Source organism: Variovorax sp. LjRoot84 (genome assembly GCF_964254305.1).
In the GTDB taxonomy this organism is placed as follows: domain Bacteria; phylum Pseudomonadota; class Gammaproteobacteria; order Burkholderiales; family Burkholderiaceae_C; genus Variovorax.
The window spans coordinates 4,075,899-4,099,824 of record NZ_CAXUTE020000001.1 but is presented as its reverse complement, the minus strand read 5'-3'; the positions used below and the strand labels follow the sequence as shown (position 1 = coordinate 4,099,824).

The 23,926-nt window shown below is 66.3% G+C and carries 25 protein-coding genes; 7 read left to right on the top strand and 18 right to left on the bottom strand.

Translation table 11 applies throughout. The annotated features are described in order from the left end of the window. The first annotated feature begins 58 nt into the window (after positions 1-58). Both ACSQ9I_RS20375 and ACSQ9I_RS20370 read left to right on the top strand, forming a co-directional pair. Entirely contained in the window at positions 59-1,147 is a 1,089-nt protein-coding gene (locus tag ACSQ9I_RS20375) for a PA0069 family radical SAM protein (RefSeq protein ID WP_436314246.1), read from the top strand. Positions 1,148-1,156: 9 nt separating this feature from the next. Further along, entirely contained in the window at positions 1,157-1,690 is a 534-nt protein-coding gene (locus ACSQ9I_RS20370) for a gluconokinase (RefSeq protein ID WP_436314245.1), read from the top strand. Here the strand turns inward: ACSQ9I_RS20370 and ACSQ9I_RS20365 are convergent. The 7 genes from ACSQ9I_RS20365 to ACSQ9I_RS20335 are packed head-to-tail and all read right to left on the bottom strand — an operon-like array spanning position 1,654 to position 7,361. Next, the gene (locus ACSQ9I_RS20365) at positions 1,654-2,265 is read right to left on the bottom strand and encodes a 3'-5' exonuclease (protein WP_436314244.1); all 612 of its coding nucleotides are present in this window, start codon (positions 2,263-2,265) and stop codon (positions 1,654-1,656) included. The two genes, ACSQ9I_RS20370 and ACSQ9I_RS20365, sit on opposite strands and share 37 nt — an antisense overlap. Beyond that, positions 2,262-2,612 carry a TfoX/Sxy family protein gene (locus ACSQ9I_RS20360; protein ID WP_436314243.1) on the bottom strand — a complete coding sequence of 117 codons (351 nt, stop codon included), beginning with the start codon at positions 2,610-2,612 and terminating at the stop codon, positions 2,262-2,264. The genes ACSQ9I_RS20365 and ACSQ9I_RS20360 overlap by 4 nt, the downstream gene beginning before the upstream one ends. Then, on the bottom strand, positions 2,609-3,472 hold the full coding sequence (gene fghA / locus ACSQ9I_RS20355) for an S-formylglutathione hydrolase (RefSeq protein ID WP_436314242.1): 864 nt from the start codon (positions 3,470-3,472) through the stop codon (positions 2,609-2,611). The genes ACSQ9I_RS20360 and fghA overlap by 4 nt, the downstream gene beginning before the upstream one ends. Beyond that, complete coding sequence (locus ACSQ9I_RS20350; RefSeq protein WP_436314241.1) at positions 3,469-4,389, bottom strand: alpha/beta fold hydrolase; 921 nt, start codon at positions 4,387-4,389, stop codon at positions 3,469-3,471. Before ACSQ9I_RS20350 ends, fghA begins: the two co-directional genes overlap by 4 nt. Further along, positions 4,382-5,491, bottom strand: a complete 1,110-nt coding sequence (locus tag ACSQ9I_RS20345; RefSeq protein WP_093103180.1) for an S-(hydroxymethyl)glutathione dehydrogenase/class III alcohol dehydrogenase — start codon at positions 5,489-5,491, stop codon at positions 4,382-4,384. Before ACSQ9I_RS20345 ends, ACSQ9I_RS20350 begins: the two co-directional genes overlap by 8 nt. Positions 5,492-5,537: 46 nt before the next feature. Next, a complete protein-coding gene (locus ACSQ9I_RS20340) occupies positions 5,538-6,374 on the bottom strand; it encodes an amidohydrolase family protein (protein ID WP_436315789.1) in 837 nt (278 codons plus the stop codon). Positions 6,375-6,386: 12 nt separating this feature from the next. After that, complete coding sequence (locus ACSQ9I_RS20335; RefSeq protein WP_436314240.1) at positions 6,387-7,361, bottom strand: aldo/keto reductase; 975 nt, start codon at positions 7,359-7,361, stop codon at positions 6,387-6,389. Between the two features lie 52 nt (positions 7,362-7,413). Here ACSQ9I_RS20335 and aroQ point away from each other — a divergent pair, with 52 nt between their 5' ends. Continuing rightward, positions 7,414-7,869, top strand: coding sequence for a type II 3-dehydroquinate dehydratase (gene aroQ, locus ACSQ9I_RS20330; RefSeq protein ID WP_436291038.1), 456 nt, complete (start codon positions 7,414-7,416; stop codon positions 7,867-7,869). A 6-nt stretch (positions 7,870-7,875) separates the two neighbouring features. Continuing rightward, entirely contained in the window at positions 7,876-8,517 is a 642-nt protein-coding gene (locus ACSQ9I_RS20325) for a DNA-3-methyladenine glycosylase I (RefSeq protein ID WP_436314239.1), read from the top strand. Here the strand turns inward: ACSQ9I_RS20325 and ACSQ9I_RS20320 are convergent. From ACSQ9I_RS20320 to ACSQ9I_RS20300, 5 genes are all read right to left on the bottom strand, one after another. Continuing rightward, positions 8,510-10,138, bottom strand: coding sequence for a SpoVR family protein (locus ACSQ9I_RS20320; protein ID WP_436315788.1), 1,629 nt, complete (start codon positions 10,136-10,138; stop codon positions 8,510-8,512). The two genes, ACSQ9I_RS20325 and ACSQ9I_RS20320, sit on opposite strands and share 8 nt — an antisense overlap. Then, positions 10,024-11,316 (bottom strand): YeaH/YhbH family protein, encoded by a 1,293-nt coding sequence (locus ACSQ9I_RS20315; protein ID WP_093103188.1) that lies wholly within the window; start codon positions 11,314-11,316, stop codon positions 10,024-10,026. Before ACSQ9I_RS20315 ends, ACSQ9I_RS20320 begins: the two co-directional genes overlap by 115 nt. Positions 11,317-11,338: 22 nt before the next feature. Further along, positions 11,339-13,261: a PrkA family serine protein kinase gene (locus ACSQ9I_RS20310; RefSeq protein WP_093103189.1), complete on the bottom strand. Its 1,923-nt coding sequence runs from the start codon at positions 13,259-13,261 to the stop codon at positions 11,339-11,341. A gap of 422 nt (positions 13,262-13,683) precedes the next feature. Further along, positions 13,684-14,670, bottom strand: a complete 987-nt coding sequence (locus ACSQ9I_RS20305) for a tripartite tricarboxylate transporter substrate binding protein (RefSeq protein ID WP_436296347.1) — start codon at positions 14,668-14,670, stop codon at positions 13,684-13,686. A gap of 38 nt (positions 14,671-14,708) precedes the next feature. Continuing rightward, on the bottom strand, positions 14,709-15,578 hold the full coding sequence (locus tag ACSQ9I_RS20300; RefSeq protein ID WP_436314238.1) for a fumarylacetoacetate hydrolase family protein: 870 nt from the start codon (positions 15,576-15,578) through the stop codon (positions 14,709-14,711). Between the two features lie 121 nt (positions 15,579-15,699). On the opposite strand from ACSQ9I_RS20300, the gene ACSQ9I_RS20295 reads away from it, so the two are divergent. The 3 genes from ACSQ9I_RS20295 to ACSQ9I_RS20285 all read left to right on the top strand — a co-directional run bounded on the left by ACSQ9I_RS20295 (position 15,700) and on the right by ACSQ9I_RS20285 (position 18,164). Beyond that, positions 15,700-16,371, top strand: a complete 672-nt coding sequence (locus ACSQ9I_RS20295; protein WP_436291042.1) for a FadR/GntR family transcriptional regulator — start codon at positions 15,700-15,702, stop codon at positions 16,369-16,371. Between the two features lie 108 nt (positions 16,372-16,479). Next, on the top strand, positions 16,480-17,478 hold the full coding sequence (locus ACSQ9I_RS20290) for a tripartite tricarboxylate transporter substrate binding protein (RefSeq protein ID WP_436314237.1): 999 nt from the start codon (positions 16,480-16,482) through the stop codon (positions 17,476-17,478). Further along, positions 17,475-18,164, top strand: coding sequence for a molybdate ABC transporter substrate-binding protein (locus ACSQ9I_RS20285; protein ID WP_436309463.1), 690 nt, complete (start codon positions 17,475-17,477; stop codon positions 18,162-18,164). Before ACSQ9I_RS20290 ends, ACSQ9I_RS20285 begins: the two co-directional genes overlap by 4 nt. A gap of 10 nt (positions 18,165-18,174) precedes the next feature. Here the strand turns inward: ACSQ9I_RS20285 and dnaJ are convergent, their stop codons facing one another. The 6 genes from dnaJ to asd all read right to left on the bottom strand — a co-directional run bounded on the left by dnaJ (position 18,175) and on the right by asd (position 23,902). Beyond that, positions 18,175-19,308 (bottom strand): molecular chaperone DnaJ, encoded by a 1,134-nt coding sequence (gene dnaJ / locus ACSQ9I_RS20280; protein ID WP_093103197.1) that lies wholly within the window; start codon positions 19,306-19,308, stop codon positions 18,175-18,177. Positions 19,309-19,389: 81 nt separating this feature from the next. After that, complete coding sequence (dnaK, locus tag ACSQ9I_RS20275; protein WP_093103199.1) at positions 19,390-21,324, bottom strand: molecular chaperone DnaK; 1,935 nt, start codon at positions 21,322-21,324, stop codon at positions 19,390-19,392. Between the two features lie 104 nt (positions 21,325-21,428). Continuing rightward, positions 21,429-21,998: a nucleotide exchange factor GrpE gene (gene grpE, locus ACSQ9I_RS20270; RefSeq protein ID WP_436314236.1), complete on the bottom strand. Its 570-nt coding sequence runs from the start codon at positions 21,996-21,998 to the stop codon at positions 21,429-21,431. 130 nt (positions 21,999-22,128) lie between these two features. Further along, on the bottom strand, positions 22,129-22,479 hold the full coding sequence (locus ACSQ9I_RS20265) for an FKBP-type peptidyl-prolyl cis-trans isomerase (RefSeq protein WP_093103202.1): 351 nt from the start codon (positions 22,477-22,479) through the stop codon (positions 22,129-22,131). A 40-nt stretch (positions 22,480-22,519) separates the two neighbouring features. After that, entirely contained in the window at positions 22,520-22,876 is a 357-nt protein-coding gene (locus ACSQ9I_RS20260) for a winged helix-turn-helix transcriptional regulator (RefSeq protein WP_436304725.1), read from the bottom strand. A gap of 174 nt (positions 22,877-23,050) precedes the next feature. Beyond that, positions 23,051-23,902 carry an archaetidylserine decarboxylase gene (gene asd, locus ACSQ9I_RS20255; RefSeq protein WP_436314235.1) on the bottom strand — a complete coding sequence of 284 codons (852 nt, stop codon included), beginning with the start codon at positions 23,900-23,902 and terminating at the stop codon, positions 23,051-23,053. Between the last annotated feature and the right edge of the window lie 24 nt (positions 23,903-23,926).

The following is a 23,926-nucleotide window of genomic DNA, read 5'->3' as shown; positions in this document are numbered from 1 at the left end:
GCACTGGCTAATTGGTGAAATACTGGATGTTCATACAGTTTCCAAGGGGCATTTCACCATGGCCGATGTTTTCATTCCCGTCCATGCCCTCAAGGGCCGAGGCGCGGCCACCCGCCTGCCGCACCGCTTCGAGCGCGACGTGCGCGATGCCTACGACGACGGCTGGGGCACGCTCGAAGAAGGCGCGGCCGAGCCGCTGCCGCCGCTTCAAACAGAGGTGCGTTTCGAAGACGTGAAGTCGGTGTTGTGCGAGAACGATTCGCCAGACATCTACTTCGATCGATCGATCAATCCGTATCGCGGCTGCGAGCACGGCTGCATCTACTGCTTCGCACGGCCCACGCACAGCTACCTGAACCTGTCGCCTGGCCTGGACTTCGAGACCAAGCTGATCGCCAAGCGCAACATCGTCGAGGTGCTGCGCGCCGAGCTCGGCCGCAAGAGCTACCGGCCCAGCCACATCGCGATCGGCACCGCCACCGATTGCTACCAGCCGATCGAGCGCGAGCTGCGGCTCACGCGTTCGGTGATCGAGCTCTTGAAGGAAACGCGCCATCCCTTCGGGCTGGTCACCAAGTCGAGCGCGGTCGAGCGCGACCTCGACTTGATCGCGCCGATGGCGGCCGAGCATCTGGCGGCGGTGTACGTGACCATCACCTCGCTCGACGGCGAACTCGCGCGCAAGCTGGAGCCGCGCGCCGCGGCGCCGCACCGGCGGCTGCGCACCGTGCGCACGCTGGCCGAGGCCGGCGTGCCGGTGGGTGTGAGCGTGGCACCGCAGATTCCCTTCGTCACCGAGGACATGGAGCAGGTGCTCGAAGCCGCGTGGGAGGCCGGTGCGCGCAGCGCCTTCTACACGGTGATCCGGCTGCCCTGGGAGGTGGCGCCGCTGTTCAAGCAGTGGCTGGAGCTGCACTACCCGCAGCGTGCGGGCCGCATCATGGCGCGCATCCACGAGATGCGCGGCGGCAAGGATTACGACGCCGACTTCGCCACGCGCATGGTGGGCAGCGGCCTGTGGGCCGACCTGATCCGCCAGCGCTTCGAGAAGGCGACCCGGCGCATCGGCTTCAACCGCGAGCGCATTGCGCTCGATCTCAGCGCGTTTCGGCCGCCCGGCGAAGTGGGACAGGGCAGTCTGTTTTAAAGTCGATGCATGGATCGTTTCTGGATCGTTGTCATGGGGGTCTCGGGCTGCGGCAAGTCGAGCCTGGGTGCGGCGCTGGCCGCCGAGTTCACATTGCCGCTGATCGAGGGCGATGACTTTCATCCGCCGGCCAATGTCGAGAAGATGCGCGCCGGCATTGCGCTCACCGATGCCGACCGCACCGGCTGGCTGGCCACGCTGGGTCGGGAACTCGCCGGCCACCGGCAGGGTGCGGTGCTGACCTGCTCGGCGCTCAAGCGCGACTACCGCGAGCGGCTGCGCGCCGCGACGCCGGGGCTGCGCTTCGTGTTCATGGATCTGTCACGCGAGGAGGCCGAACGCCGTGTCGCGGCGCGCGCGGCCGAGCACATGTTCCCGGCCAGCCTGGTCGCCAATCAGTTCGCGACCCTCGAATCGCCGGTCGGGGAGCCGGGGGTACTGGCCGTCGATGCGTCGGCGCCGATGGACCGGCTCGTGGAGCAGGTCCGGGCCTGGCTGCAGCAGGATCAGCGCGCCGGCGGCGTGAGCCCCAGCGCCTCGTAAACGCGCATCGCCGCGTAGGCATCGTTGGCCGCGTAGCGCAGCTGCGCATCGGTCAGCTGCTTGTGGGCCCAGTTCGAGGTGGTGGCCTTGCGCGACTTCACGAAGCGGCGGTCGAACACCAGCGCCACGGCCGTCTTCACGCCGACCGACTTGCGGTAGCCGCGGCGGCGGAACTCGGTGTCCAGATCGAAGACGGCCTGCGGCTCGATGCCGAAGCGCTGCCGGATCAGGCTCAGGTCGGAAGAGAGGCCGAAGCCGACCTTGGTCAGTTCGGTCGAGGCGAGCAGCCCGGCCAGGACCTCGTGGAACTCGCTGCGGTGCAGCTGGAAGAGCCAGGCCGCATCGCGCGTCGCGAACTGCAGCACGTGCGGGCCGCCCGAGACCTCGAACTTCGCGAAGGTCGGCTTGGATTCGGTATCGAAGCCGACCACGCCGCTGGCTCGCAGCGCCGCCACGGCCTGTTCGGCCTTTTGCGGCGTGTCGACCACGTGGATCTGCTGCAGGCCCAGGCCGTCGAAGACTTCGAGCAGCGCGATCTGCTCGCGTTCGGGCAGCGGGGGCGGCATTCCGGTCATGGTGCTTTCGATCGCTTCTTTGGCGCGGTGCCGGATCGCAAGGCGGCTTCCCAGGCGCGCCGGGCCCACAGCGCGGCCTCGTCGCGGTCGTCGAACACCTCGGCCGGCGCTTCCCGGTAGGACGTCTGCATGGTTTTCCCGCTCCTCGTGTATTCGAAAGCCGGCAATCGCAGCCGGTCGAAATGCGCGACGCTTTGCGGGTCGGCCTTGAGGTAGAGCGTGTCGCGCGCCACCAGCGCGAACATGCGCCCCTCGTGGTAGATGCCGTGGCCGCCGAACATGCGCCTGGCTTCGATGCGGCCGAAGCGCTCGAAGACCTCGTGCAGGCTCCGGACGAACTCGCTCAAGTCAATGCCCCGGCATGGTGGCGCAGGTGGTCCGCCATGAAGCTCTGGATGAAGTAGTAGCCATGGTCGTAGCCGGCGTGTCGGCGCAGTTGGAGCGGCTGGCCCGCTGCGCGACAGGCGGCCTCGAACAGGTGCGGATGCAGCTGTTCTGCCAGGAATTTGTCGGCCAGGCCCTGGTCGACCAGGATGCCGGCCGGGTAGGGCGGTGCGGTCTGCGACTGCATCAGCGCGCAGGCATCGTGCGCGAGCCAGGCGCTGCGCTCGGCGCCGAGGTAGCCGCCGAAAGCCTTCTCGCCCCACGGGCACTGCGTCGGCGCGCAGATCGGCGCGAAGGCCGAGAGCGACTTGAAGCGACCCGGATGCCGCAGCGCCAGGGTGAACGCGCCATGGCCGCCCATCGAGTGGCCGAAGAGGCCGATGCGCTGCCCGTCGATCGGCAGGGCTTGCGCGATCAGCGGCAGCAGTTCATGGACCAGGTAGCTTTCCATGCGCCAGTGCTGCGCCCATGGCGCCTCGGTGGCGTCGAGGTAGAAGCCGGCGCCGATGCCGAAGTCCCAGCTCGCACTCGCGCCGGGCAGGCTCTCGACGGCGGCGCCGCGCGGGCTGGTGTCGGGCGCGATCAACGCCAGGCCCAGCTCGGTCGCCATGCGCTGCGCGCCGGCCTTGACCATGAAGGTCTCCTCGTTGCAGGTCAGGCCCGCGAGGTACATCAGGGCCGGCACCGGGCCCTGTTCCGCTTGCGGAGGCAGGAACACCGAGAAGCGCATCGGCAGCCCGATTTCGCGCGAGGCGTGCTCGTGAAAGCTTTGCATGCCGCCGAAGCAGCGGTGTTCGGAGAGGGTCTTCAGGCTGTCGGTCATCGGCCGATGTTGCCATGCACGAGATCGCGCACGGCATCGACGAAGGCCTGCGGTTTTTCCTGCGGCAGGTTGTGGCCGGCGCCCTGCACGACGCGGTGCTCGTGCCGGCCGATGAAATGGTGGCCGTGGTCGGCCGTGCCGCCGACCGGCATCACGCCGTCGTCGGTGCCGTCGAAGGTGATGCTCGGCACGCTGATGTCCGGCTGCTCTGCGAGGCGGGCCTCCAGGGCCGCGTACGCCGGGTCGCCGGCCGCCAGGCCATGGCGGTGGCGGTAGGAGTGGATCACGATGTCGACGAAATCGGGGTTGTCGAAGGCCGCCGCGCTGCGCTCGTAGGTCGCGTCGTCGAACTGCCAGATCGGCGACCACATGCGCCACAGCAGCTTGCACAGCGCGCGCCGGTTCTGCGCCAGGCCGGCGCGGCCGCGCTCGGCGTGGAAGTAATACTGGTACCAGTACCGCGCCTCGTTTTCCGGCGAGATGGGCTGCCGCGCCGCCGCGATGTTCTGGATCTTGTAGCTGTTGACCGAGATCAGGCCCGTGCAGCGCTCGGGCCACAGCGCCGCGGCCACGCAGGCCGCGGTTCCGCCCCAGTCGTAGCCCGCGAGCACCGCGCGCGGGATGGCCAGCGCATCGAGCAGGTCCCGCACGTCGGCGCCGATCGCGCCCTGCTCGCCCGATCGCGGCGTGCCCGCGTCGGCGAACTGGGTCGGGCCGAAGCCGCGCAGGTAGGGCACGACGACGCGGCAGCCTTCGGCCGCGAGCTGCGGCGCCACCTCGACGTAGGACTGCACGTCGTAGGGAAAGCCGTGCAGCAGCAGCACCGGCGGGCCATCGGCCGGACCGCTTTCGTGGAAGGCGACCTTGAGCACGCCGGCCTGCACGCGGCGCAGGCTGCCCAGAGCGTTTTCATTCATAGAGGACCACCCCTCGGATCGACTCGCCGCGCTTCATCAGGTCGAAGCCCTTGTTGATGTCCTCCAGCGGCATGGTGTGGGTGATCAGGTCGTCGATGTTGATCTTGTTCTCCATGTACCAGTCGACGATCTTCGGCACGTCGGTGCGCCCGCGCGCGCCGCCGAAGGCCGAGCCTTCCCACTTGCGGCCGGTGACCAGCTGGAAGGGCCGCGTGCTGATCTCGGCGCCGGCCTCGGCCACGCCGATGATGATGCTGCGGCCCCAGCCCTTGTGCGTGCATTCGAGCGCCTGGCGCATCACCTTCGTGTTGCCGATGCACTCGAAGCTGTAGTCGGCGCCGCCGTCGGTGAGCTGCTGAACAGCATCGACCACGTTCTCGGTGTCCTTGGGGTTGATGAAGTGCGTCATGCCGAACTTGCGCGCCATCGCCTCGCGGGCAGGGTTCAGGTCGACGCCGATGATCTTGTCGGCGCCCACCATCTTCGCGCCCTGGATCACGTTGAGCCCGATGCCGCCGAGGCCGAACACCACCACGTTGGCGCCGGCTTCCACCTTGGCGGTGAAGATCACGGCGCCGATGCCGGTGGTGACGCCGCAGCCGATGTAGCAGACCTTGTCGAAGGGCGCATCCTCACGGATCTTGGCCAGCGAGATCTCGGGCGCGACCGTGTAGTTGCTGAAGGTGCTGGTGCCCATGTAGTGGAAGATGGGCTTGCCGTCCAGGCTGAAGCGGCTGGTGGCGTCGGGCATCAGGCCCTTGCCCTGGGTGCCGCGGATCAGCTGGCACAGGTTGGTCTTGCGCGAGAGGCAGAACTTGCACTGGCGGCATTCGGGCGTATAGAGCGGAATGACGTGATCGCCTTTCTTGAGCGTCGTGACGCCGGGGCCGACGTCGACCACGATGCCCGCGCCTTCGTGGCCGAGGATGGCCGGGAAGATGCCTTCGGGATCGGCGCCCGAGAGCGTGTAGTAGTCGGTGTGGCAGATGCCGGTGGCCTTGATCTCGACCAGCACCTCGCCGAACTTCGGACCTTCGAGGTCGACGGTTTCGATGGACAGAGGAGCGGCGGATTTCCAGGCGACGGCGGCTTTGGTTTTCATGGGGAGAGCAGGAAGTGGAGAGGCGCGGAGGGACGGTCCCCGCGCGTCACTTTATGCCATAGAAGCCCGCCGCGTTCGTGCCCCATACCTGCTCTTGTTCGGATGGCGGGAGGGCTTTGAGCAATTCCCTGGACACGGCCTCCCATTGCAGGTAGTCGCCTGCCAGCTCGAGCACGGGCCAGTCGCTTCCCCACATCAGGCGCGAGGGACCGAAGCAGGCCAGCAGGTGATCGACATAGGGACGCAACGCGTCCGCGTCCCAGCCCGGCCCCGCCTCCGTGGCGAGGCCCGAGAGCTTGCAGCACACCTGCGTCTGCTTGCCGAAACGCGCGATCTGCGTGGCCCAGGGCTCGAAGGCCCCACCAGCGATGTCGGGCTTGGCGGCGTGGTCGATGACCATGCGCAAATTCGGGTGTTGCAGCGCGAAAGCCAGTGCGGCGTCGAGCTGCTGCGGCTTGATCAGGAAGTCCAGGCTGAGATCCAGCTCGGTCATGGTCTCGATGGCAGGCTGCAACTGCGCGCCGAGGATCCAGTTCGGATCGGCGATGTCCTGCAGCATGGGGCGCAATCCCTTGAAGAGCGGCTCCTGCGCGAGGCGGCGGATGCGCTGCGGCGCGTCGGCCGCGTCCAGATCGGTCCAGCCGACGACCGCACGCACCCGGCTGGCGGGTTGTGCGGCCAGAGCCAGCAGCCGCCAAGTTTCTGCCTCGCTCGGCGCGGCCTGGATCAGCACCGTGCCGTCGATGCCCGCGCGGTCCAGGAGCGGTGCGAGGTCTTCGGGCGTGAAGTCGCGATAGAGCGCGTGCAGCGCCGGCGTGTCCTGCAGCCAGCCGTAGTCACGATGCGCGAGCGACCAGTAATGCTGATGGGCGTCGATGCGGATCGCCGCCATGGCTCAGTGTTCCCTGGCCAGCGCGTCCCACAGTGCCGCGGGAATGGGCACCCGGCTGTGCGCCACGCTCTGCGTGATCTCCGCGGGGCTGCGCGCACCGACCACCACGGCGGCCGCGCAAGGGCAGGCCAGCGCGAACTGCAGCGCCGCGGCCGGCAGCGCAACGCCGAAGCCTGCGCAGATGCCGGCGAGGCGCTCGACGTGCTCGCGCACGGCGGGTGGCGCAGGCCGGTAGTCGAAGTGCGCATTGGACGTGCTGCCGCTCGCGAGGATGCCGGAGTTGAAGACACCGGCCAGGATCAGGCGGACCTTGCGCGCGACGCACAGCGGAACCAATTCGCGCGCGGCCGAAGCATCGAGCAGGGTGTAGCGGCCGGCCAGCATCATGCAATCGAAGTCGCCCGCGGCCATCGCATCGCGGCACACCTCCCACTCGTTGACGCCGATGCCGATTGCGCCGAGCACGCCTTCGGCGCGCAGGCGGTCGAGCGCTCGGTAGGCGCCTGCCATCGCTTCGCGAAAGCGCTCGGGCTGCTGCTCGCCATGGGTGTGGCGGTCGATGTCGTGGATGAAGGCGATGTCGATGCGCGCCAGGCCCAGGCGCTCCAGGCTCTCTTCGATCGATCGCATCGCGCCGTCGAAGCTGTAGTCGAAGTGCGGCGCGAACGGGAGGCCTTGCACATAGCCGTCGCGCTCCTCGGGCGCGGCCGGGTCGGGACGCAGCAGGCGGCCGACCTTGGTCGACAGTGCGAAGCTGTCGCGCGGCTGCTTCCCGAGCACGCGGCCCAGGCGCTGTTCGCTGAGGCCGTGGCCGTAGAGCGGGGCGGTGTCGAAGTAGCGCAGGCCCTGTCGCCAGGCTTCCTCGATGGTGCGCTCGGCGCTTTCGTCGTCGAGCGGCGCAAAGAGATTGCCCAGCGGCGCGCCGCCCAGACCCAGGCGCAGCGGGCCGGCGAGTCGTTCGAAAAGGGTGTCGTTCACGCCTGCATTCTCGGCGGTAGCTGCCCTGGCGAACACCTGCTACAAACGGGCCATGAAAAAGATCCTCGTCCTCAACGGTCCCAATCTCAACCTGCTCGGAACGCGCGAGCCCGCGCAGTACGGCTACGAAACCCTGGCCGACGTCGAGCGCATGTGCCAGGAGGCGGGCGCGAAGCTCGGCGTCGAGATCGAGTGCCGCCAATCGAACCACGAAGGCCAGCTGATCGACTGGATCCACGAGGCCGGCCGAGAGGTTGCCGCCGGCCGCATGTTCGGCGTGGTGATGAATCCCGGCGCCTACACCCACACCTCGATCGCGCTGCACGATGCGATCAAGGGCGCGAGCGTGCCGCTGGTCGAGCTGCACATCTCGAACGTGCATGCGCGCGAGGAATTTCGCCACCATTCCTACATCTCGCCGGCGGCGCGCGGCATCATCGTCGGCTTCGGCGTCAAGGGCTATCCGCTCGCGATCGAAGCGCTGGTGCGCGTGAGCGAAGCGGCGTAGTCGCCGATGCCAGTGTCTCCGGGGCTTTTCGCCGGCGCCGACGGCACGCTGCGCTGCCGCTGGTGCGAATCCACGCCGGCCTACCAGCATTACCACGACAAGGAATGGGGCTTCCCGGTCACGGACGACCGGCGGTTGTTCGAGAAGCTGTGCCTCGAGGGTTTCCAGGCCGGGCTGAGCTGGCTCACCATCCTCAACAAGCGCGAAGCCTTCCGGCGCGGCTTCGCCGAGTTCGATGCCGAGCGCGTCGCGCGCTTCGGCCCCAAGGATGTGGAACGGCTGCTCGGCGATGCAGGCATCGTGCGGCACCGCGGCAAGATCGAGTCGGCCATCAACAACGCGCAACGCGTGCTGGAGCTGCGCGAGGAATTCGGTTCGCTGGCGGCCTACGCATGGGGCTTCGAGCCCGACCCGGCATCGCGGCCGCGCCGCATCACGCAGAAAGCCTTGCCGGCCATGAGCACGTCGCCCGAATCGGTGGCGATGTCGAAGGACCTGAAGAAGAGGGGCTGGAGCTTCGTCGGCCCGACGACGGTCTACGCCTTCATGCAGGCCATGGGGCTGGTCAACGACCACGTCGAGGATTGCCACGCGCGCGAACTGGCGCTGGCGGCGCGCGCGAAGCTTCGGACGCCCCGCCCTAGGTAGCTTGCGGGCCGGCCACTTTCCGGTGGTTCACCCGGCCCTGGCTGTCGACGCTCTCGAGATGCACGTCGAAGCCCCAGAGGCGGGCGACATGCTTGAGCACCTCCTGCGCATCGTCGTGCAGCGGGCGGTCGTTGTGCTGCGTGTGGCGCAGCGTGAGCGCGCGGTCGCCGCGCAGGTTGACGCTCCAAACCTGGATGTTGGGCTCGCGGTGGTTGAGGTCGTACTGGCGCGACAGCGATTCGCGCAGCAGGCGGTAGCCGCTGTCGTCGTGGATGGCCGACACCTCGAGCTCGGGCTCGCCCTCCTTGTCGCGGATCGCGAAAAAGCGGAAGTCGCGCATCAATTTGGGCGAAAGGAATTGGCCGACGAAGCTCTCGTCCTTGAAATTGCGCATGGCGTAATCCAGCGATGTCAGCCACGGCGAGCCGGCCATGTCGGGGAACCAGCGCTTGTCTTCCTCGGTCGGGTTTTCGCAAATGCGCCGCAGGTCGGTGTACATCGCAAAACCCAGCGCATAGGGATTGATGCCGCTGTAGGCGCGGTGGCCGACCGGCGGCTGGAACACCACATTGGTGTGCGACTGCAGCCACTCCATCATGAAACCGTCGGCCAAAAGGCCTTCGTCGTACAGCGTATTGAGCAGGGTGTAGTGCCAGAAGGTGGCCCAGCCCTCGTTCATGACCTGCGTCTGGCGCTGCGGATAGAAGTACTGCCCGATTTTGCGCACGATACGCACCACTTCGCGTTGCCAGGGGTCCAACAATGGTGCATTTTTCTCGATGAAATAGAGCAGGTTCTCCTGTGGCTCGGACGGAAAGCGCTTGGCGGCCTCTTCGTCCTCGGCGCTGCGCCCGCTCTTCCGGGGCAGGGTGCGCCAGAGGTCGTTGACCTGCTGCTGGAGATGGTGCTCGCGTTCCTCGCGGCGCACCTGTTCCTGGTTCAGCGACAGTTTCTGCGGGCGGCGATAGCGGTCCACGCCATGGTTCATCAGCGCGTGGCAGGAGTCGAGCAGGTCTTCGACGGCCGCCACGCCATGGCGCTCCTCGCATTCGCTGATGTAGTTCCTGGCATAGACCAGGTAGTCGATGATGGACGAGGCGTCCGTCCACATCTTGAAGAGGTAGTTGCCCTTGAAGAAGCTGTTGTGGCCGTAGGCGGCATGGGCGATCACCAGGGCCTGCATCGCCATGGTGTTCTCTTCCATCAGGTAGGCGATGCAGGGGTCGGAGTTGATGACGATTTCATAGGCCAGGCCCATGTGGCCGCGACGGTAGTTCTTTTCGGTCGAGATGAACTGCTTGCCGTAGGACCAGTGGCGGTAGATGACCGGCATGCCCACCGAGGCGTAGGCGTCCATCATCTGCTCGGCCGTGATGATCTCGAGCTGGTTGGCGTAGGTGTCCAGCTTGTAACCGCGCGCCACGCGGGCGATCTCGCCGTGGTAGCGCTCGATCAGTTCGAAGGTCCAGTCCGAGGGGCTGGGCAGGGGCTCTCGTTTCTTTGCGTTCACGCCGGCACCCCCTCTTTCTTGAACAGGTCGCGGAACACCGGGTAGATGTCCTGCGCATCGGCCACCTTGCGCATCGCGAAGTTCTTGTGGGTTTCGACCAGCTGGCTGTATTCCTCCCACATGTTCTGCTCGGCGTCGGCGACCTGCACGTAGGCGTAGTAGCGCACCAGCGGCAGCAGATGATCGGTCAGCAGCTCGCGGCAGCGGCCGCTGTCCTGGTGCCAGTTGTCGCCGTCGCTGGCCTGGGCGCCGTAGATGTTCCATTCGTTGCTCGGGAACCGCGCGCGGACGATCTCGTGCATCAGCGTCAGGGCGCTGGAAACCACGGTGCCGCCGGTTTCGGTGGCATGGAAGAACTCCTCTTCGCTCACCTCGCTGGCCTGGGTGTGGTGACGGATGAACACCAGTTCGATCTTCTCGTAGTGCCGGGTCAGGAACAGGTACAGCAGCATGAAGAAGCGCTTCGACATGTCCTTGCGCGCTTCGTCCATCGAGCCCGACACGTCCATCAGGCAGAACATCACCGCCTTGGCCGAGGGCACCGGCACCCTGACGCGGTTGCGGTAGCGCAGGTCGATCGGGTCCAGGTAAGGCACGTGCTTGGCCTTGGCGCGAAGCTCCTCGAGCAGGGCTTCGGTTTCGCGGATCTCGCGCTGCACCAGCGCATCCGCCGCGCGCGGGCTGCGCTTGAGGTGCAGCAGGTGCGCCTCGAGTTCGCGGATCTCGCGCCGCGGGGCGCCGCCGAGCGCGATGCGCCGCGCCAGCGCGCCGCGCATGGAGCGCACGACGTGCAGGTTGGTGGGCATGCCGTCGCTGGTGAAGCCGGCGCGGTGGGTCTTCCATTCCGGCACCTCGGCCAGCTGGGTGCGGATCAGGTGGGGCAGGGCGAGGTCCTCGAAGAAGACCCGCATGAACTCTTCCTTGGTGAGGCGGAAGACGAAGTCGTCTTCGCCGCCTTCGCCATCGCCGGCCTGCGAGCCGCTGCCCGCGCCGCCGCCGCCCTGCTGCGGCCGCTCGATGCGGTCGCCCTTGACGTACTCGCGATTGCCGGGATGCACGTACTCGCGGTCGCCGCCCTGGCCATGGCCGAACACTGGCTCGGAGACATCGCGCTTGGGCAAGGTGATGTCCTCGCCCTGCTCGAGATCGCGAATGCTGCGGCCGCTGACGGCGCGCCGCACGGCTTCGCCGATCTGCTCGCGATAACGCCGCAGGAAACGCTCGCGGTTGCCGATGGACTTGTTCTTCCCCGACAGACGGCGGTCGATGATCTGCTGCAGCATGGCCACGGCAGGAACTCCTTTCAGCTCATCATGAGCTCTTGCGAACGCGCAGATACCACTCGCACAACAGGCGGACCTGCTTGGCGGTGTAACCCTTCTGCACCATGCGGTTGACGAAATCCTCGTGCTTCTTCAGCTCGTCGGCACTGCTCTTGGCATTGAAGCTGATGACGGGCAGGAGCTCTTCGGTGTTGGAGAACATCTTCTTCTCGATCACCGTGCGCAGCTTCTCGTAGCTGGTCCATAGCGGGTTTTTGCCCGCGTTGCCGGCGCGCGCGCGCAGCACGAAGTTGACGATCTCGTTGCGGAAGTCCTTGGGATTGCTGATGCCCGCGGGCTTTTCGATCTTCTCGAGCTCGGCGTTGAGCGAGCCGCGGTCGAAGACTTCGCCGGTGTCCTGGTCGCGGTACTCCTGGTCCTGGATCCAGTAGTCGGCGTAGGTCACGTAGCGATCGAAGATGTTCTGGCCGTACTCGGAGTAGCTTTCCAGGTAGGCGGTCTGGATCTCCTTGCCGATGAACTCCGCATAGCGCGGCGCCATCAGCTCCTTGATGTAGGAGAGGTACTTCTGCTCGGTCTCGGGCGCGAACTGCTCGCGCTCGATCTGCTGTTCGAGCACATACATGAGGTGCACCGGATTGGCGGCAACCTCGCTGCTGTCGAAGTTGAAGACCTTGGAGATGATCTTGAACGCGAAGCGGGTCGATACGCCGCTCATGCCCTCGTCGACGCCGGCGTAGTCGCGGTACTCCTGGATCGACTTGGCCTTGGGATCGGTGTCCTTGAGGTTGTCGCCGTCGTAGACCTGCATCTTGCTGAAGATGCTGGAGTTCTCCGGCTCCTTGAGCCGCGTCAGCACCGAGAACTGGGCCATCATGCGCATCGTTCCGGGCGCGCAGGGCGCCAGCGAGAGCGAGGAGTTGCGCACCAGCTTCTCGTAGATCTTGATCTCTTCGGAGACGCGCAGGCAGTACGGCACCTTGACGATGTAGATTCGGTCGAGGAAAGCCTCGTTGTTCTTGTTGTTGCGGAAGGCCTTCCATTCGCTTTCGTTGCTGTGGGCCAGCACGATGCCGTCGAAGGGGATGGCGCCGAAGCCTTCGGTGCCCTTGAAGTTGCCTTCCTGCGTGGCGGTCAGGAGCGGATGCAGCACCTTGATGGGCGCCTTGAACATCTCGACGAATTCCAGCAGGCCCTGGTTGGCCAGGCACAGGCCGCCGGAGTAGGCGTAGGCGTCGGGGTCGTCCTGCGCGAAGGTCTCGAGCTTGCGGATGTCGATCTTGCCGACCAGCGAGGAGATGTCCTGGTTGTTCTCGTCGCCCGGCTCGGTCTTGGCCACGGCGATCTGCCGCAGCACCGAGGGATAGCGCTTGACGATCTGGAACTGCCGGATGTCGCCGCCGTACTCCTCGAGCCGCTTCACGGCCCAGGGCGACAGGATGCGCTGCAGGTAGCGGCGCGGGATGCCGTATTCCTTCTCGAGGATCTCCCCGTCTTCCGCGGCGTCGAAGAGACCGAGCGGCGACTCGTTGACCGGCGATCCCTTGATCGAGTAGAAGGGCACCTGCTCCATCAGCTGCTTCAGGCGCTCCGCGATCGAGCTCTTGCCCCCGCCGACGGGACCGAGCAGGTAGAGGATCTGTTTCTTCTCTTCCAGGCCCTGTGCGGCGTGCCGGAAGTACGAGACCACCTGCTCGATTGCATCTTCCATGCCATAGAACTCCCTGAACGCAGGGTAGATCTTGATGACCTTGTTGGCGAAGATGCGCGACAGGCGCGGGTCGTTGCGCGTGTCGACCAACTCGGGTTCCCCGATCGCCTGGAGCATGCGCTCGGCGGCCGTCGCGTAAGCCCCGGGCTCGCGCTTGCAGATCTCAAGATATTCCTGCAGGGACAGGACCTCTTCGCGGGTCCGCTCGTAGCGGGCGGCGAAGTTACTGACGACATCCATAGACACCTCCATCGAGTCAGCGGGGCGCTGCCCGGAGTTTCCGTGCTGCACACGTTGCATCGTTCGCAGGAATGGTGCCAGGTATGGTGTGCACGCTTCGGATTCACTCCTCAAGCAGGAACTTGGTCAAAGCATAGAACAAAGAGCGCGTCCAGCAAATTGCTTTTCAAATAAGAATTGGCGCGTTGTTTAAAAGTTCCAACGAGAAACCGGAAGCAATAGTCAGATCGACCGAAAAATGTGTGACGCGCGAAGTCGGCCCGGGGCAGGCTCTTCGTCGATCGTGCACGCAGGTTCTTTTCATATGCCTTGAAACAGCAGCCGGGATACAACGCCCCGCCCTTGGTTATAGGCTACGCGCAACGTGAAAGCATCAGTAGTAGGCCGGTTGCTCGAACGGCCGCGAGGAAAACAGCCTGCCGCTACTCGACCTTGCCGATCTTCCGGACGGCCTCGGTCATCATGGCGGCATCGGCGTTCCAGTACGACTGGAACTCCGGAGCGTCGAGGTAGGCGATGGGACTGCCCGCCTTCTCGATGACCTGCGCCACCGCCGGGTCCGCGGCGGCCTTGGCCGAAGCCGCGCGCAGCCGCCGCACGATGTCGTCCGGCGTGGCGGCGGGAACGAAAAGTCCCGACCACTGCGCGAACTTCACCCTGAACCCCGACTGCTCGAAGCTCGGTATCTCGGGCAGCGCAGCCAACGGGCGCTCGCCCCAGTGCGCGAGTGCGCGCAGCTTGCCGGCCTTGATCTGCTGGACCACGGTCGACGGTCCGCTCGCGACCGCATCGACCTGCCCCGCGAGCAGCGCGACCACGGCGGGCCCCGCGCCGGTGTAGGGGATGTGGGTCATGCGGAAGCCGGCCGCATTCTTCAGCATCTCCATCGGCACGTGCATCGTGCCGTAGTTGCCCGAGCTGCCGTAGTTGTAAGCGCCGGGCTTGGCGCGCGCGTCGGCGATGAACTCCGCCAGCGTCTTCCACGGCGCGTCCGCGCGCACGACCAGGACCGTCGGATCGGCGGTGAAGCGCGCGATCGGCTTGAACTGGCTCGTCTGGTAGGCAGGCTTGCGCTCGAGGATGGCGTCGGCCTCCGGCAGGATGGAGATCGAGGACAGGCTCAGCAGCACGGTGTAGCCGTCGGCTGGTGCGCGGGCCGCGAAGCCGATCCCTACCGCGCCGCCTGCGCCAGCCTTGTTCTCGACGATCACGGATTGTTTCAGCTCGCGCGACAAGGCCTCGGCCACGGGCCGTGCCACCGTGTCCGCAACGCCGCCCGGCGGAAAAGGCACGACCATCGTGATCGGCTTGTCGGGCCAGCCTGGCTGCGCGATCGCCGCCATGGCCGTGGCGCAGCAGGCGGCCGCGAGGAACGCGGCGCGCAGCAGCGCGTGTGGGTATGCATGCATGAGCTTGTCTCCATTTGTTGTAATGGGTACGTCCGCTTTCAGGCGAAGCGGTTTTCCAGCGTGCCGAGCCCGTCGATCTCGATGCGTACCGTGTCGCCTGCCTTCAGGTACTGCGGCGGCGACAGTCCCATGCCGACGCCGGCCGGCGTGCCGGTGGCGATCACGTCGCCGGGATACAGGGAGATGCCGCGCGAACAAGTCTCGATCAGCGACGGAATGTCGAAGATGAAGTCGGTGGTCCGCGCATCCTGGCGGAGCTCGCCGTTGACCCAGCAGCGCACGCGGGTGCGCGTGCCGTCCAGCGTGTCGGCGCTCACGATCCAGGGCCCCATGGGGCAGAAGGTGTCGAAAGACTTGCCCAGGTCCCATTGCTGGTGGCGCATCTGCACGTCGCGCGCGGTGACATCGTTGACGATGGTGTAACCGAACACGTGCGACAGCGCCTCGTCGCGCGCGATGTTGCGGCCGCCCTTGCCGATGACCACGGCCAGCTCGGCTTCGTAATCGATCTGCGCCGACACCGACTCGCCCGGCAGCCGGACCTCGTCCTCTGGCCCGATCACGCATTCCGGCACCTTGGTGAACACGATCGGCCAGGCATCGGCTTTGGCCGTGTTGTTCCTGAAGACCGAGCCCGACAGCTCCTGGGCGTGCGCGTGGTAGTTGCGTCCCACGCAGAAGATGTTGCGGCGCGGCAGAGGCAGGGGGGCTTCGAGCCTTACTTTGCTCAGGGCAAGCGGCGCACCCGCAGGAGGCAAGGCCGCGCCGGAGGCTCGGTCTTCGATCAGGGACAGTGCGCCGCGTTGCACTTGGGCGTCGCTGAGTTCGAGCGGACTGACACTCGCTCCGTCTTCCGAGACCAGGCCGACCTGGCGCCGGCCTTGATATTGATAGGTGGCAATGCGCAAAATGATCTCCTTATGGAGACCAAATGCTACCAATCGAGTACCAAGTGCACAATAGCGTCGCGCGCGCCGCGGTTGATACGATCGGCGCACTCCTCCATTTCATCCACCCAGCTTCGCGACCGTGTACAGCGCCCTGACCCTGCGGGAAGCCATTCTCGAAAACCTGAAATCGCGCACCTGGCGAGCCGGCCATCGCCTGCCGACCGAGCGCGAACTGTGCGGGCAGTTCGGGCTCAGCCGCGGGGCGGTGCGCCGCGTGCTGGCGGACCTGAAGGGGCGGGGCTTGATCACCCAGACGGTGGGCAGCGGGACCTATGTCAGCGAAGCGGTTGCGCAGGCGCTCGCGGAGCTCAGCCATGGCGAGTCGCCGCTCGCGACCAGTCCTGCCGAACTGATGAGCGCGCGCCTGGTGCTCGAGCCCGCGATCATCGCGATGGTGGTCGGCAATGCCACGGCCGCCGATTTCGCCCGGATGGAAGAGTGCTGCGACAGGGGCGAGGCGGCCGCGAGCCTCGAGGAATTCGAGCTATGGGACGGCAGGCTGCACGAGGCCATCGCCGGCGCCGCCCACAACGCCTTCATCTCGGCCGTGTTCCAGCGCATGAACGAGGTGCGCGCGCAAAGCGAGTGGGGGATGCTCAAGCGCCGCAGCGCGACGCCGGAGCGTCGGCTCGACTACCAGCGCGAGCATCGCGAGCTGGTCGCCGCGCTCAAGGACCGCGACGGCGCGCGCGCCGTGCAGCTCTGCCTGGAGCACCTGACGCACGTGCGTCGCAACCTGCTGGGGTACTGAGGGCCCGGACAAACCCGGCCTCGCATTGACCCGCTCGCCGGCGGCCGCTATTCTGGTTTTCAATTGGCACGGTTTTGTACCAATTCATACCAATCCTTGGAGAAGGCCGTGAAAAGACTTGCCGCAGGCTGGCTGTTCAAGAAGACGGTCTGGAAGTACGTCGCCGCGGCACTGCTCCTCGTGATCGCGCCGTGGACAGCGGCCCAGGATTACCCCTCGCGCCCCGTGCGCATCGTCGTTCCCTTCGCTGCCGGCGGGCCCGCCGACGTTTACGCGCGCTTCATCGCCACGCGGCTCCAGGAAGCGCTCGGCCAGGGTTTCGTGGTGGACAACCGGACCGGTGCGGGCTCGGTGATCGGCACCGATGCCGTGGCCAAGAGCCCGGCGGACGGCTACACGCTGCTGTTGATGTCCAACGCGCACACGGTCAACGAGTCGCTGATCCCGAACAAGCCCTTTCAGCTGATGCGCGACTTCCTGCCGGTTGCGGCGCTCAACTATTCCGACCTCGTGCTCGTCACCCGCAGCGGCTTGCCGGTGAACGATCTGGCCCAGCTGATCGCGCTGGCGAAGTCGAAGCCCGGTGCCTTGTCCTATGCGTCGTCGGGGCCCGGGACGCCGTATCACATGGCCGGCGAACTCTTCAAGGCGATGGCCGGTGTGTCGATCCTGCACATTCCCTACCGCGGCAGCGCCGGCGCGCGCACCGATGTGCTGGGCGGCCAGGTCGACATGATGTTCGACGCCGTGCCGACGATGGTGGAGCATGCGCGCGCCGGCAAGGTGAAGGCGATCGCCACCACGGGGTTGACGCGCTCCGCCGTGACGCCCGAAGTACCGACCGTCGCCGAGGCCGGCGTTCCGCGGTACGAGGCGACCATCTGGCTCGGCCTGATGGCACCCCGGGGCACGCCTGCAGCCGTCGTCGATCGGCTGAATGCCGAGGTCGTGAAGATCGTGTCCAACCCCGAGGTCGTGCGCGCGTGGAAGGCGCAGGGTGCGACGCCGATGGCCATGAACCCGGCGGAGTTCACCCGCTACATCAACGAAGACATCGAGAAATGGGCCCGCGTCGTGAAGATCTCCGGCGCCAAGGCCAACCAATGAACCTTCTTTGCGCGGGCGCCGCGCAGGGCCTGGTCAAAGCCTTGCAGGATGCGTTTTTCGAGGCCACGGGCGAAAAGGTGGAAGGCCGTTTCGGCGCCGTCGGTGCGATGAAGGAGGCGCTGCTGGCGGGCGAGCCCTGCGACGTGATGATCGTCACCGCGTCGATGGTCGTGGCACTGCAGGCCGATGGCCGGCTGGTGCCGGGCAGCGAAGCGGCGCTGGGGCGCGTGCGCACCGGCGTCGCCGCGCGAAGCGGCGAGCCGCTGCCCGCCATCGCGACGCCCGAGGCGCTGAAGGCCAGCCTGCTCGCGGCCACCGCCATCTATTTCCCCGACGCCGAGCGCTCGACCGCGGGCATCCATTTCGCCTCGGTGCTGGCCAGGCTGGGGATCGCGGACATCGTGTCACCGCGCCTTCGCACCTTCCCGAACGGCGCGACGGCGATGCGCGCACTGGCTGCGGCGCCGGAGCCGGGCGCCATCGGCTGCACGCAGATCACGGAGATCAACTACACGCCCGGGATCGCGCTGGTGGGCGCCTTGCCCGAAGCCTTCGAACTCGCGACCGTCTACACCGCGGCGGCGAGCGTCAACGCCGTTGAGCCCGAGTCGGCCCGGCGCTTCATCGAATGGATCGCGGGGCCCCGCTCGCGCGCGCTGCGGGAGCAGGGCGGCTTCGAACCTTAGGCTCGAGCCGTCAGCTGAAGAACTCCTTGGCCTTGTCGAACCAGCCCTTGTCGGTTGGGCTGTGCTTGTCGCCGCCCTTCTTGAGCGATTCGTCGAGTTCTTTCAGCAACTTGCGCTGGTGCTCGGTGAGCTTGACCGGCGTCTCCACGCGGATGTGGCAGTAGAGGTCGCCCGGGTAGCTGGAGCGCACGCCCTTGACACCCTTGCCGCGCAGGCGGAACTGCTTGCCGCTCTGCGTGCCGTCGGGGATGTCGATGGCGGCCGCGCCCTTGAGCGTGGGCACGTTGATCTCGCCGCCGAGCGCGGCGGTGGTGATGCTGACCGGCACGACGCAGTGCAGGTCGTCGCCGTCGCGCTCGAACAGTTCGTGCTTCTTGAGCCGGATCTCAATATAGAGGTCGCCGGGCGGCCCGCCGTTGGTGCCGGGCTCGCCGTTGCCGGTGCTGCGGATGCGCATGCCGTCGTCGATACCGGCCGGGATCTTGACCTCGAGCGTCTTGTTGTTCTTGATCTTTCCCTGGCCATGGCAGGTGGTGCAGGGCTCGGGAATGATCTTGCCGGTGCCGTGGCAGGTCGGGCAGGTCTGCTGCACGCTGAAGAAACCCTGGCGCATCTGCACCGCGCCCTGGCCGTGGCAGGTGGTGCAGGTGATGGGCTTGGTGCCGGGCTTGGCGCCCGTGCCCTTGCAGGTGCCGCAGTCGTCCCAGCTCGGGATGCGGATCTGCGCTTCCTTGCCTTCGGCCGCTTCCTCGAGCGTGACTTCCATCGCGTAGCTCAGGTCGCTGCCGCGGAACACCTGGCGCCCGCCCTGGCGGCCGCCGCGGCCGCCGAACACGTCGCCGAAGATGTCGCCGAAGGCTTCCGCGAAGCCGCCGAAGCCTTCCGCGCCCGGCCCGCCGCGCATATTGGGGTCGACGCCCGCATGGCCGTACTGGTCGTAGGCGGCGCGCTTCTGCGCGTCCGACAGCATCTCGTAGGCTTCCTTGACCTCCTTGAACTTGGCCTCGGCTTCCTTGCCGGTGTCGCCATGGTTGCGGTCGGGATGGTGCTTCATCGCGAGCTTGCGATAAGCCTTCTTGATTTCTTCCTCGCTGGCGTTCTTCGGGACGCCGAGGGTTTCGTAGTAGTCGCGTTTGGTGGCCATGGTCGGTGGGCTTGGGGGCGAAAACGGAAAAAGGCCGGACCGCCTTGTCAGGAGATCCAGCCTTGCATCAGGGTCGAAAAATCAACCCTTCTTGACTTCCTTGACCTCGGCGTCGACCACGTTGTCGTCGGCCGGAGCGCTTGCAGCTTCCGGGCCAGCGCCCGCCGCGCCGCCCGCGGCCCCGGCGGCCGCCTGGGCGTCGGCGTACATTTTCTCGCCGAGCTTCTGGCTGGCCGTCATCAGCGTGTTGGTCTTTTCCTCGATCGCTGCCTTGTCGTCGCCCTTCAGGACTTCTTCCAGCTCCTTGATGGCGGTCTCGATCTTTTCCTTCTCGCCGGCATCCAGGCTCGCGCCGTGTTCGCCGAGCGACTTCTTCACGCTGTGCGCCATCGCTTCGCCCTGGTTGCGGGCCTGGGCGAGCTCGACCTTCTTCTTGTCCTCGGCCGCGTTGAGCTCGGCGTCCTTCACCATCTTCTGGATCTCGTCCTCGGAGAGGCCGGAGTTCGCCTTGATGGTGATCTTGTTTTCCTTGCCGGTGCCCTTGTCCTTGGCGCCGACGTGCAGGATGCCGTTGGCATCGATGTCGAAGCTCACCTCGATCTGCGGCGTGCCGCGCGCGGCCGGCGGAATGCCTTCGAGGTTGAATTCGCCGAGCAGCTTGTTGCCCGAGGCGATCTCGCGTTCGCCCTGGAACACCTTGATCGTCACGGCCGGCTGGTTGTCTTCCGCGGTCGAGAAGGTCTGCGCGAACTTGGTCGGGATCGTGGTGTTCTTCGTGATCATCTTGGTCATCACGCCGCCCATGGTCTCGATGCCGAGCGACAGCGGGGTCACGTCGAGCAAGAGCACGTCCTTGCGGTCGCCCGAGAGCACCTGGCCCTGGATCGCGGCGCCGACGGCCACGGCCTCGTCGGGGTTCACGTCCTTGCGCGGCTCCTTGCCGAAGAATTCCTTCACCTTCTCCTGCACCTTGGGCATGCGGGTCATGCCGCCGACCAGGATCACGTCGCTGATGTCGTTCACGCTGACGCCGGCATCCTTGATGGCGGTGCGGCAGGGCGCGATGGTGCGCTCGATCAGCTCTTCGACCAGCGATTCGAACTTGGCGCGCGTGAGCTTGATGTTCAGATGCTTCGGGCCCGAGGCATCGGCCGTGATGTAGGGCAGGTTGATGTCAGTCTGCGCGCTGTTCGAGAGTTCGATCTTGGCCTTCTCGGCCGCTTCCTTCAGGCGCTGCAGCGCGAGCACGTCCTTGCTGAGGTCGACGCCCTGGTCCTTCTTGAACTCGCCGATGATGTAGTCGATCACGCGCTGGTCGAAGTCCTCGCCGCCGAGGAAGGTGTCGCCGTTGGTCGACAGCACTTCGAACTGCTTCTCGCCGTCGACATCGGCGATCTCGATGATCGAGATGTCGAAGGTGCCGCCGCCCAGGTCGTACACGGCGATCTTGCGGTCGGCCTTGTCCTGCTTGTCGAGGCCGAAGGCGAGGGCCGCCGCGGTCGGCTCGTTGATGATGCGCTTCACGTCCAGCCCGGCGATGCGGCCGGCATCCTTGGTGGCCTGGCGCTGGCTGTCGTTGAAGTAGGCGGGGACGGTGATCACGGCCTCGGTGACGGGCTCGCCGAGGTAGTCTTCGGCGGTCTTCTTCATCTTGCGCAGGATTTCCGCGCTGATCTGCTGGGGAGCGAGCTTCTTGCCGCGCACTTCGACCCAGGCATCGCCGTTGTCGGCCTTGGTGATCGTGTAGGGCATCAGGTCGATGTCCTTCTGCACTTCCTTTTCCTCGAACTTGCGGCCGATCAGGCGCTTGACGGCGTAGATCGTGTTCTTGGGGTTGGTGACGGCCTGGCGCTTGGCCGAGGCGCCGACCAGCACTTCGCCGTCTTCCTGGTACGCAACGATCGACGGCGTGGTGCGCGCGCCTTCCGAGTTCTCGATCACGCGGGTCGTGTTGCCTTCCATGATCGACACGCACGAGTTGGTGGTGCCGAGGTCGATGCCGATGATTTTGGCCATGATGTTGTTACTCCTGAATGCGAAAAATATGTTGTTGTGAACTTGTGGATAACCCGGCTCGATTCAAGGGACGGAGCGGGGATTTCCTGTGGGTTTCGTGTGATTCAGTTAGGGGCGCTGACGGTCACCAGCGCAGGTCGCAGCACGCGGTCGGCGATGGTGTAGCCCTTCTGCAGAACGCCCACGATGGTGTTGGGCTCCTGCCCCTCGACCGGCACGACCGAGATCGCCTGATGCTGGTGCGGATCGAACTTGCTGGCCGGGGCCGGCGCGATCTCGATCACCTTGTTGCGTTCCAGCGCGCTCTTGAGCTGGCGCAGCGTGGCTTCGGCGCCTTCGCGGACCTGCTCGGGCGTGGCGTCCTTGTGGTTCAGGCCGGCTTCGAGGCTGTCCAGCACCGGCAGCAGGCTTTCGGCGAAGGACTCGATGGCGAACTTGCGCCCCTTGCTCACCTCCTCGTCGGCGCGGCGGCGCGCGTTCTGCACGTCGGCCTGCGCGCGCAGGTACTGGTCGGCCAGTTCGGCGTTCTTGGCCCGAAGCTCGGCGATCTCGGCCGTGGCGGCTGCCAGCGCGTCGGCCTCGTTGGCGGCTTGCGCGGCTTCCAGCTCTTCGGGGCTGGGCTCGCCCTGCAGGAAGTTCTCTGGATTCGATTGGGGGTTTTGCGGGTCTGACATGCTCAAAAAGCCGGCGTCCACGCCGGAAAACAAAACAATAGCGGGCCAGATGGGGCTGGGTGCGGGGTTTTCAAGGCAAAAAAATGCGCCCATCCAGGCGCATTTCGCTCGGGGCGGCGGTGCCGCCCGCTCAGTGGGCGTCGAGCAGCTCGACGTCGAACTTCAAGGTTGCATTCGGGGGAATCACGCCGCCGGCGCCGCGTGCGCCGTAGCCGAGGGCGGGCGGGATGATCAGGGTGCGCTGGCCGCCGATCTTCATGCCGGCGACGCCTTCGTCCCAGCCCTTGATGACCTGGCCGGCGCCCAGCGAGAAGGCGAAGGGGTCGTTGCGGTCGCGGCTGGAATCGAACTTGGCGCCCTGCACGCCGTCGTTGTAGAGCCAGCCGGTGTAGTGCACATGCACGTGCTGGCCGGCCTTGGCTTCGGCGCCGTCGCCGACGGTGGTGTCTTCGTACTGCAGGCCGGAGGGAGTGATGGGCATGAGATGCTCCTTTGGGGGATGAAGGAAAAAGGCCCGCAGTTTAACGAGGCGCCGGATTCGGCCCGAGTGCGGGTGCAGGCACGGCAGGCGCCGCCTTCTTGACCTGGTTCACCTGCCACTTCACGGCAAAGGCCTGGAGGTCGGACAGGCGCTTGAGCAAGTCCTGCCCGCTCAACGTGAGGCTGTAGCCCTCGCTGCCGTGGTTCACGATGCCGGCTTCGCGCAGCTCCTTGATGCGGGTGTTGAGGGTGTTGGGCGTGATGTTGCCGACGCTGTCCTGCAGCAGGCGGAAGGTCTGGGCATGGCCGTCACGCAGTGCCCAGAGCACGCGCAGTGCATAGCGGGCTTCCAGCAGCGCAAGCAATTGGTTGACGGCCGCGTTTTCCTTGCTACTCATCGAACAACATCTCCTCGGGGCGGCGGCTGCTGCACGGCGCTGTGGCGCCGCGCGTTTTTTATGTTGGGTGCTGGACCACTCGGATCGGGCCGGCGACTATATCCCAGAAGGCAGCTTGCTACAAGTTTTATAGCTATGCAATGAAGCCGGCTGCGGGTCGCAGCGGCAGCGCCTTCAGGAGGTCGAATGGTTGGCCATGAATTCGCCGAGCCGGATCGCGCCTGCCGGCGCCCATGCCGGGTTGAAGACGAGCGGCGGCGGCGGGAACAGCATCACGACCGTGGATCCAAGCAGGAAGCGGCCCATCTCTTCGCCCTTCTTGAGCACGATCTGGCGGTCGGCGTAGTCCCATTCGCGCACCTCGCCGCCGCGCGGCGGGTTGACCACGCCATGCCACACGGTCGCCATGCTGCCGACGATGGTGGCGCCGACCAGCACCAGCACGAAGGGGCCGCGCGCCGACTCGAAGACGCACACCACGCGCTCGTTGCGCGCGAAGAGGCCGGGCACGCCGCGCGCCGTGGCCGGGTTGACCGAGAACAGCTCGCCCGGCACATAGACCATGCGCAGCAGGCGCCCGTCGCAGGGCATGTGGATGCGGTGGTAGTCCTTCGGGCTCAGATAGAGCGTGGCGAAACTGCCGTGCTCGAACTGCGCCGCCAGCGCCGCATCGCCGCCGACCAGCGCGGTGATGGTGTAGCTGTGGCCCTTGGCCTGGAAGATCTGGTCGCCCTCGATGGGGCCGAACTGGCTGATCGCGCCGTCGACCGGCGACACCAGGTCGGCTTGCGCGATCGGACGCGCGCCGGGCTTCAGGGCCCGGGTGAAGAACTCGTTGAAGCTCGGGTAGCTCGCGATGTCGCTGTCCAGCGCCTCGCCCATGTCGACGCCGTACTTGGCGACGAAGCGGCGGATGATCCAGGTCGTGACCGCACCGCGCTCCTTGCCCGCGACCCAGCCGGCAAACGAAGTCAGCGCCTGTTTGGGAAAGAGGTACTGCGGCAGGACGAAGAGGCGGTCGGACAAGAAGGCGCTTCCAAAAAGGGGAAG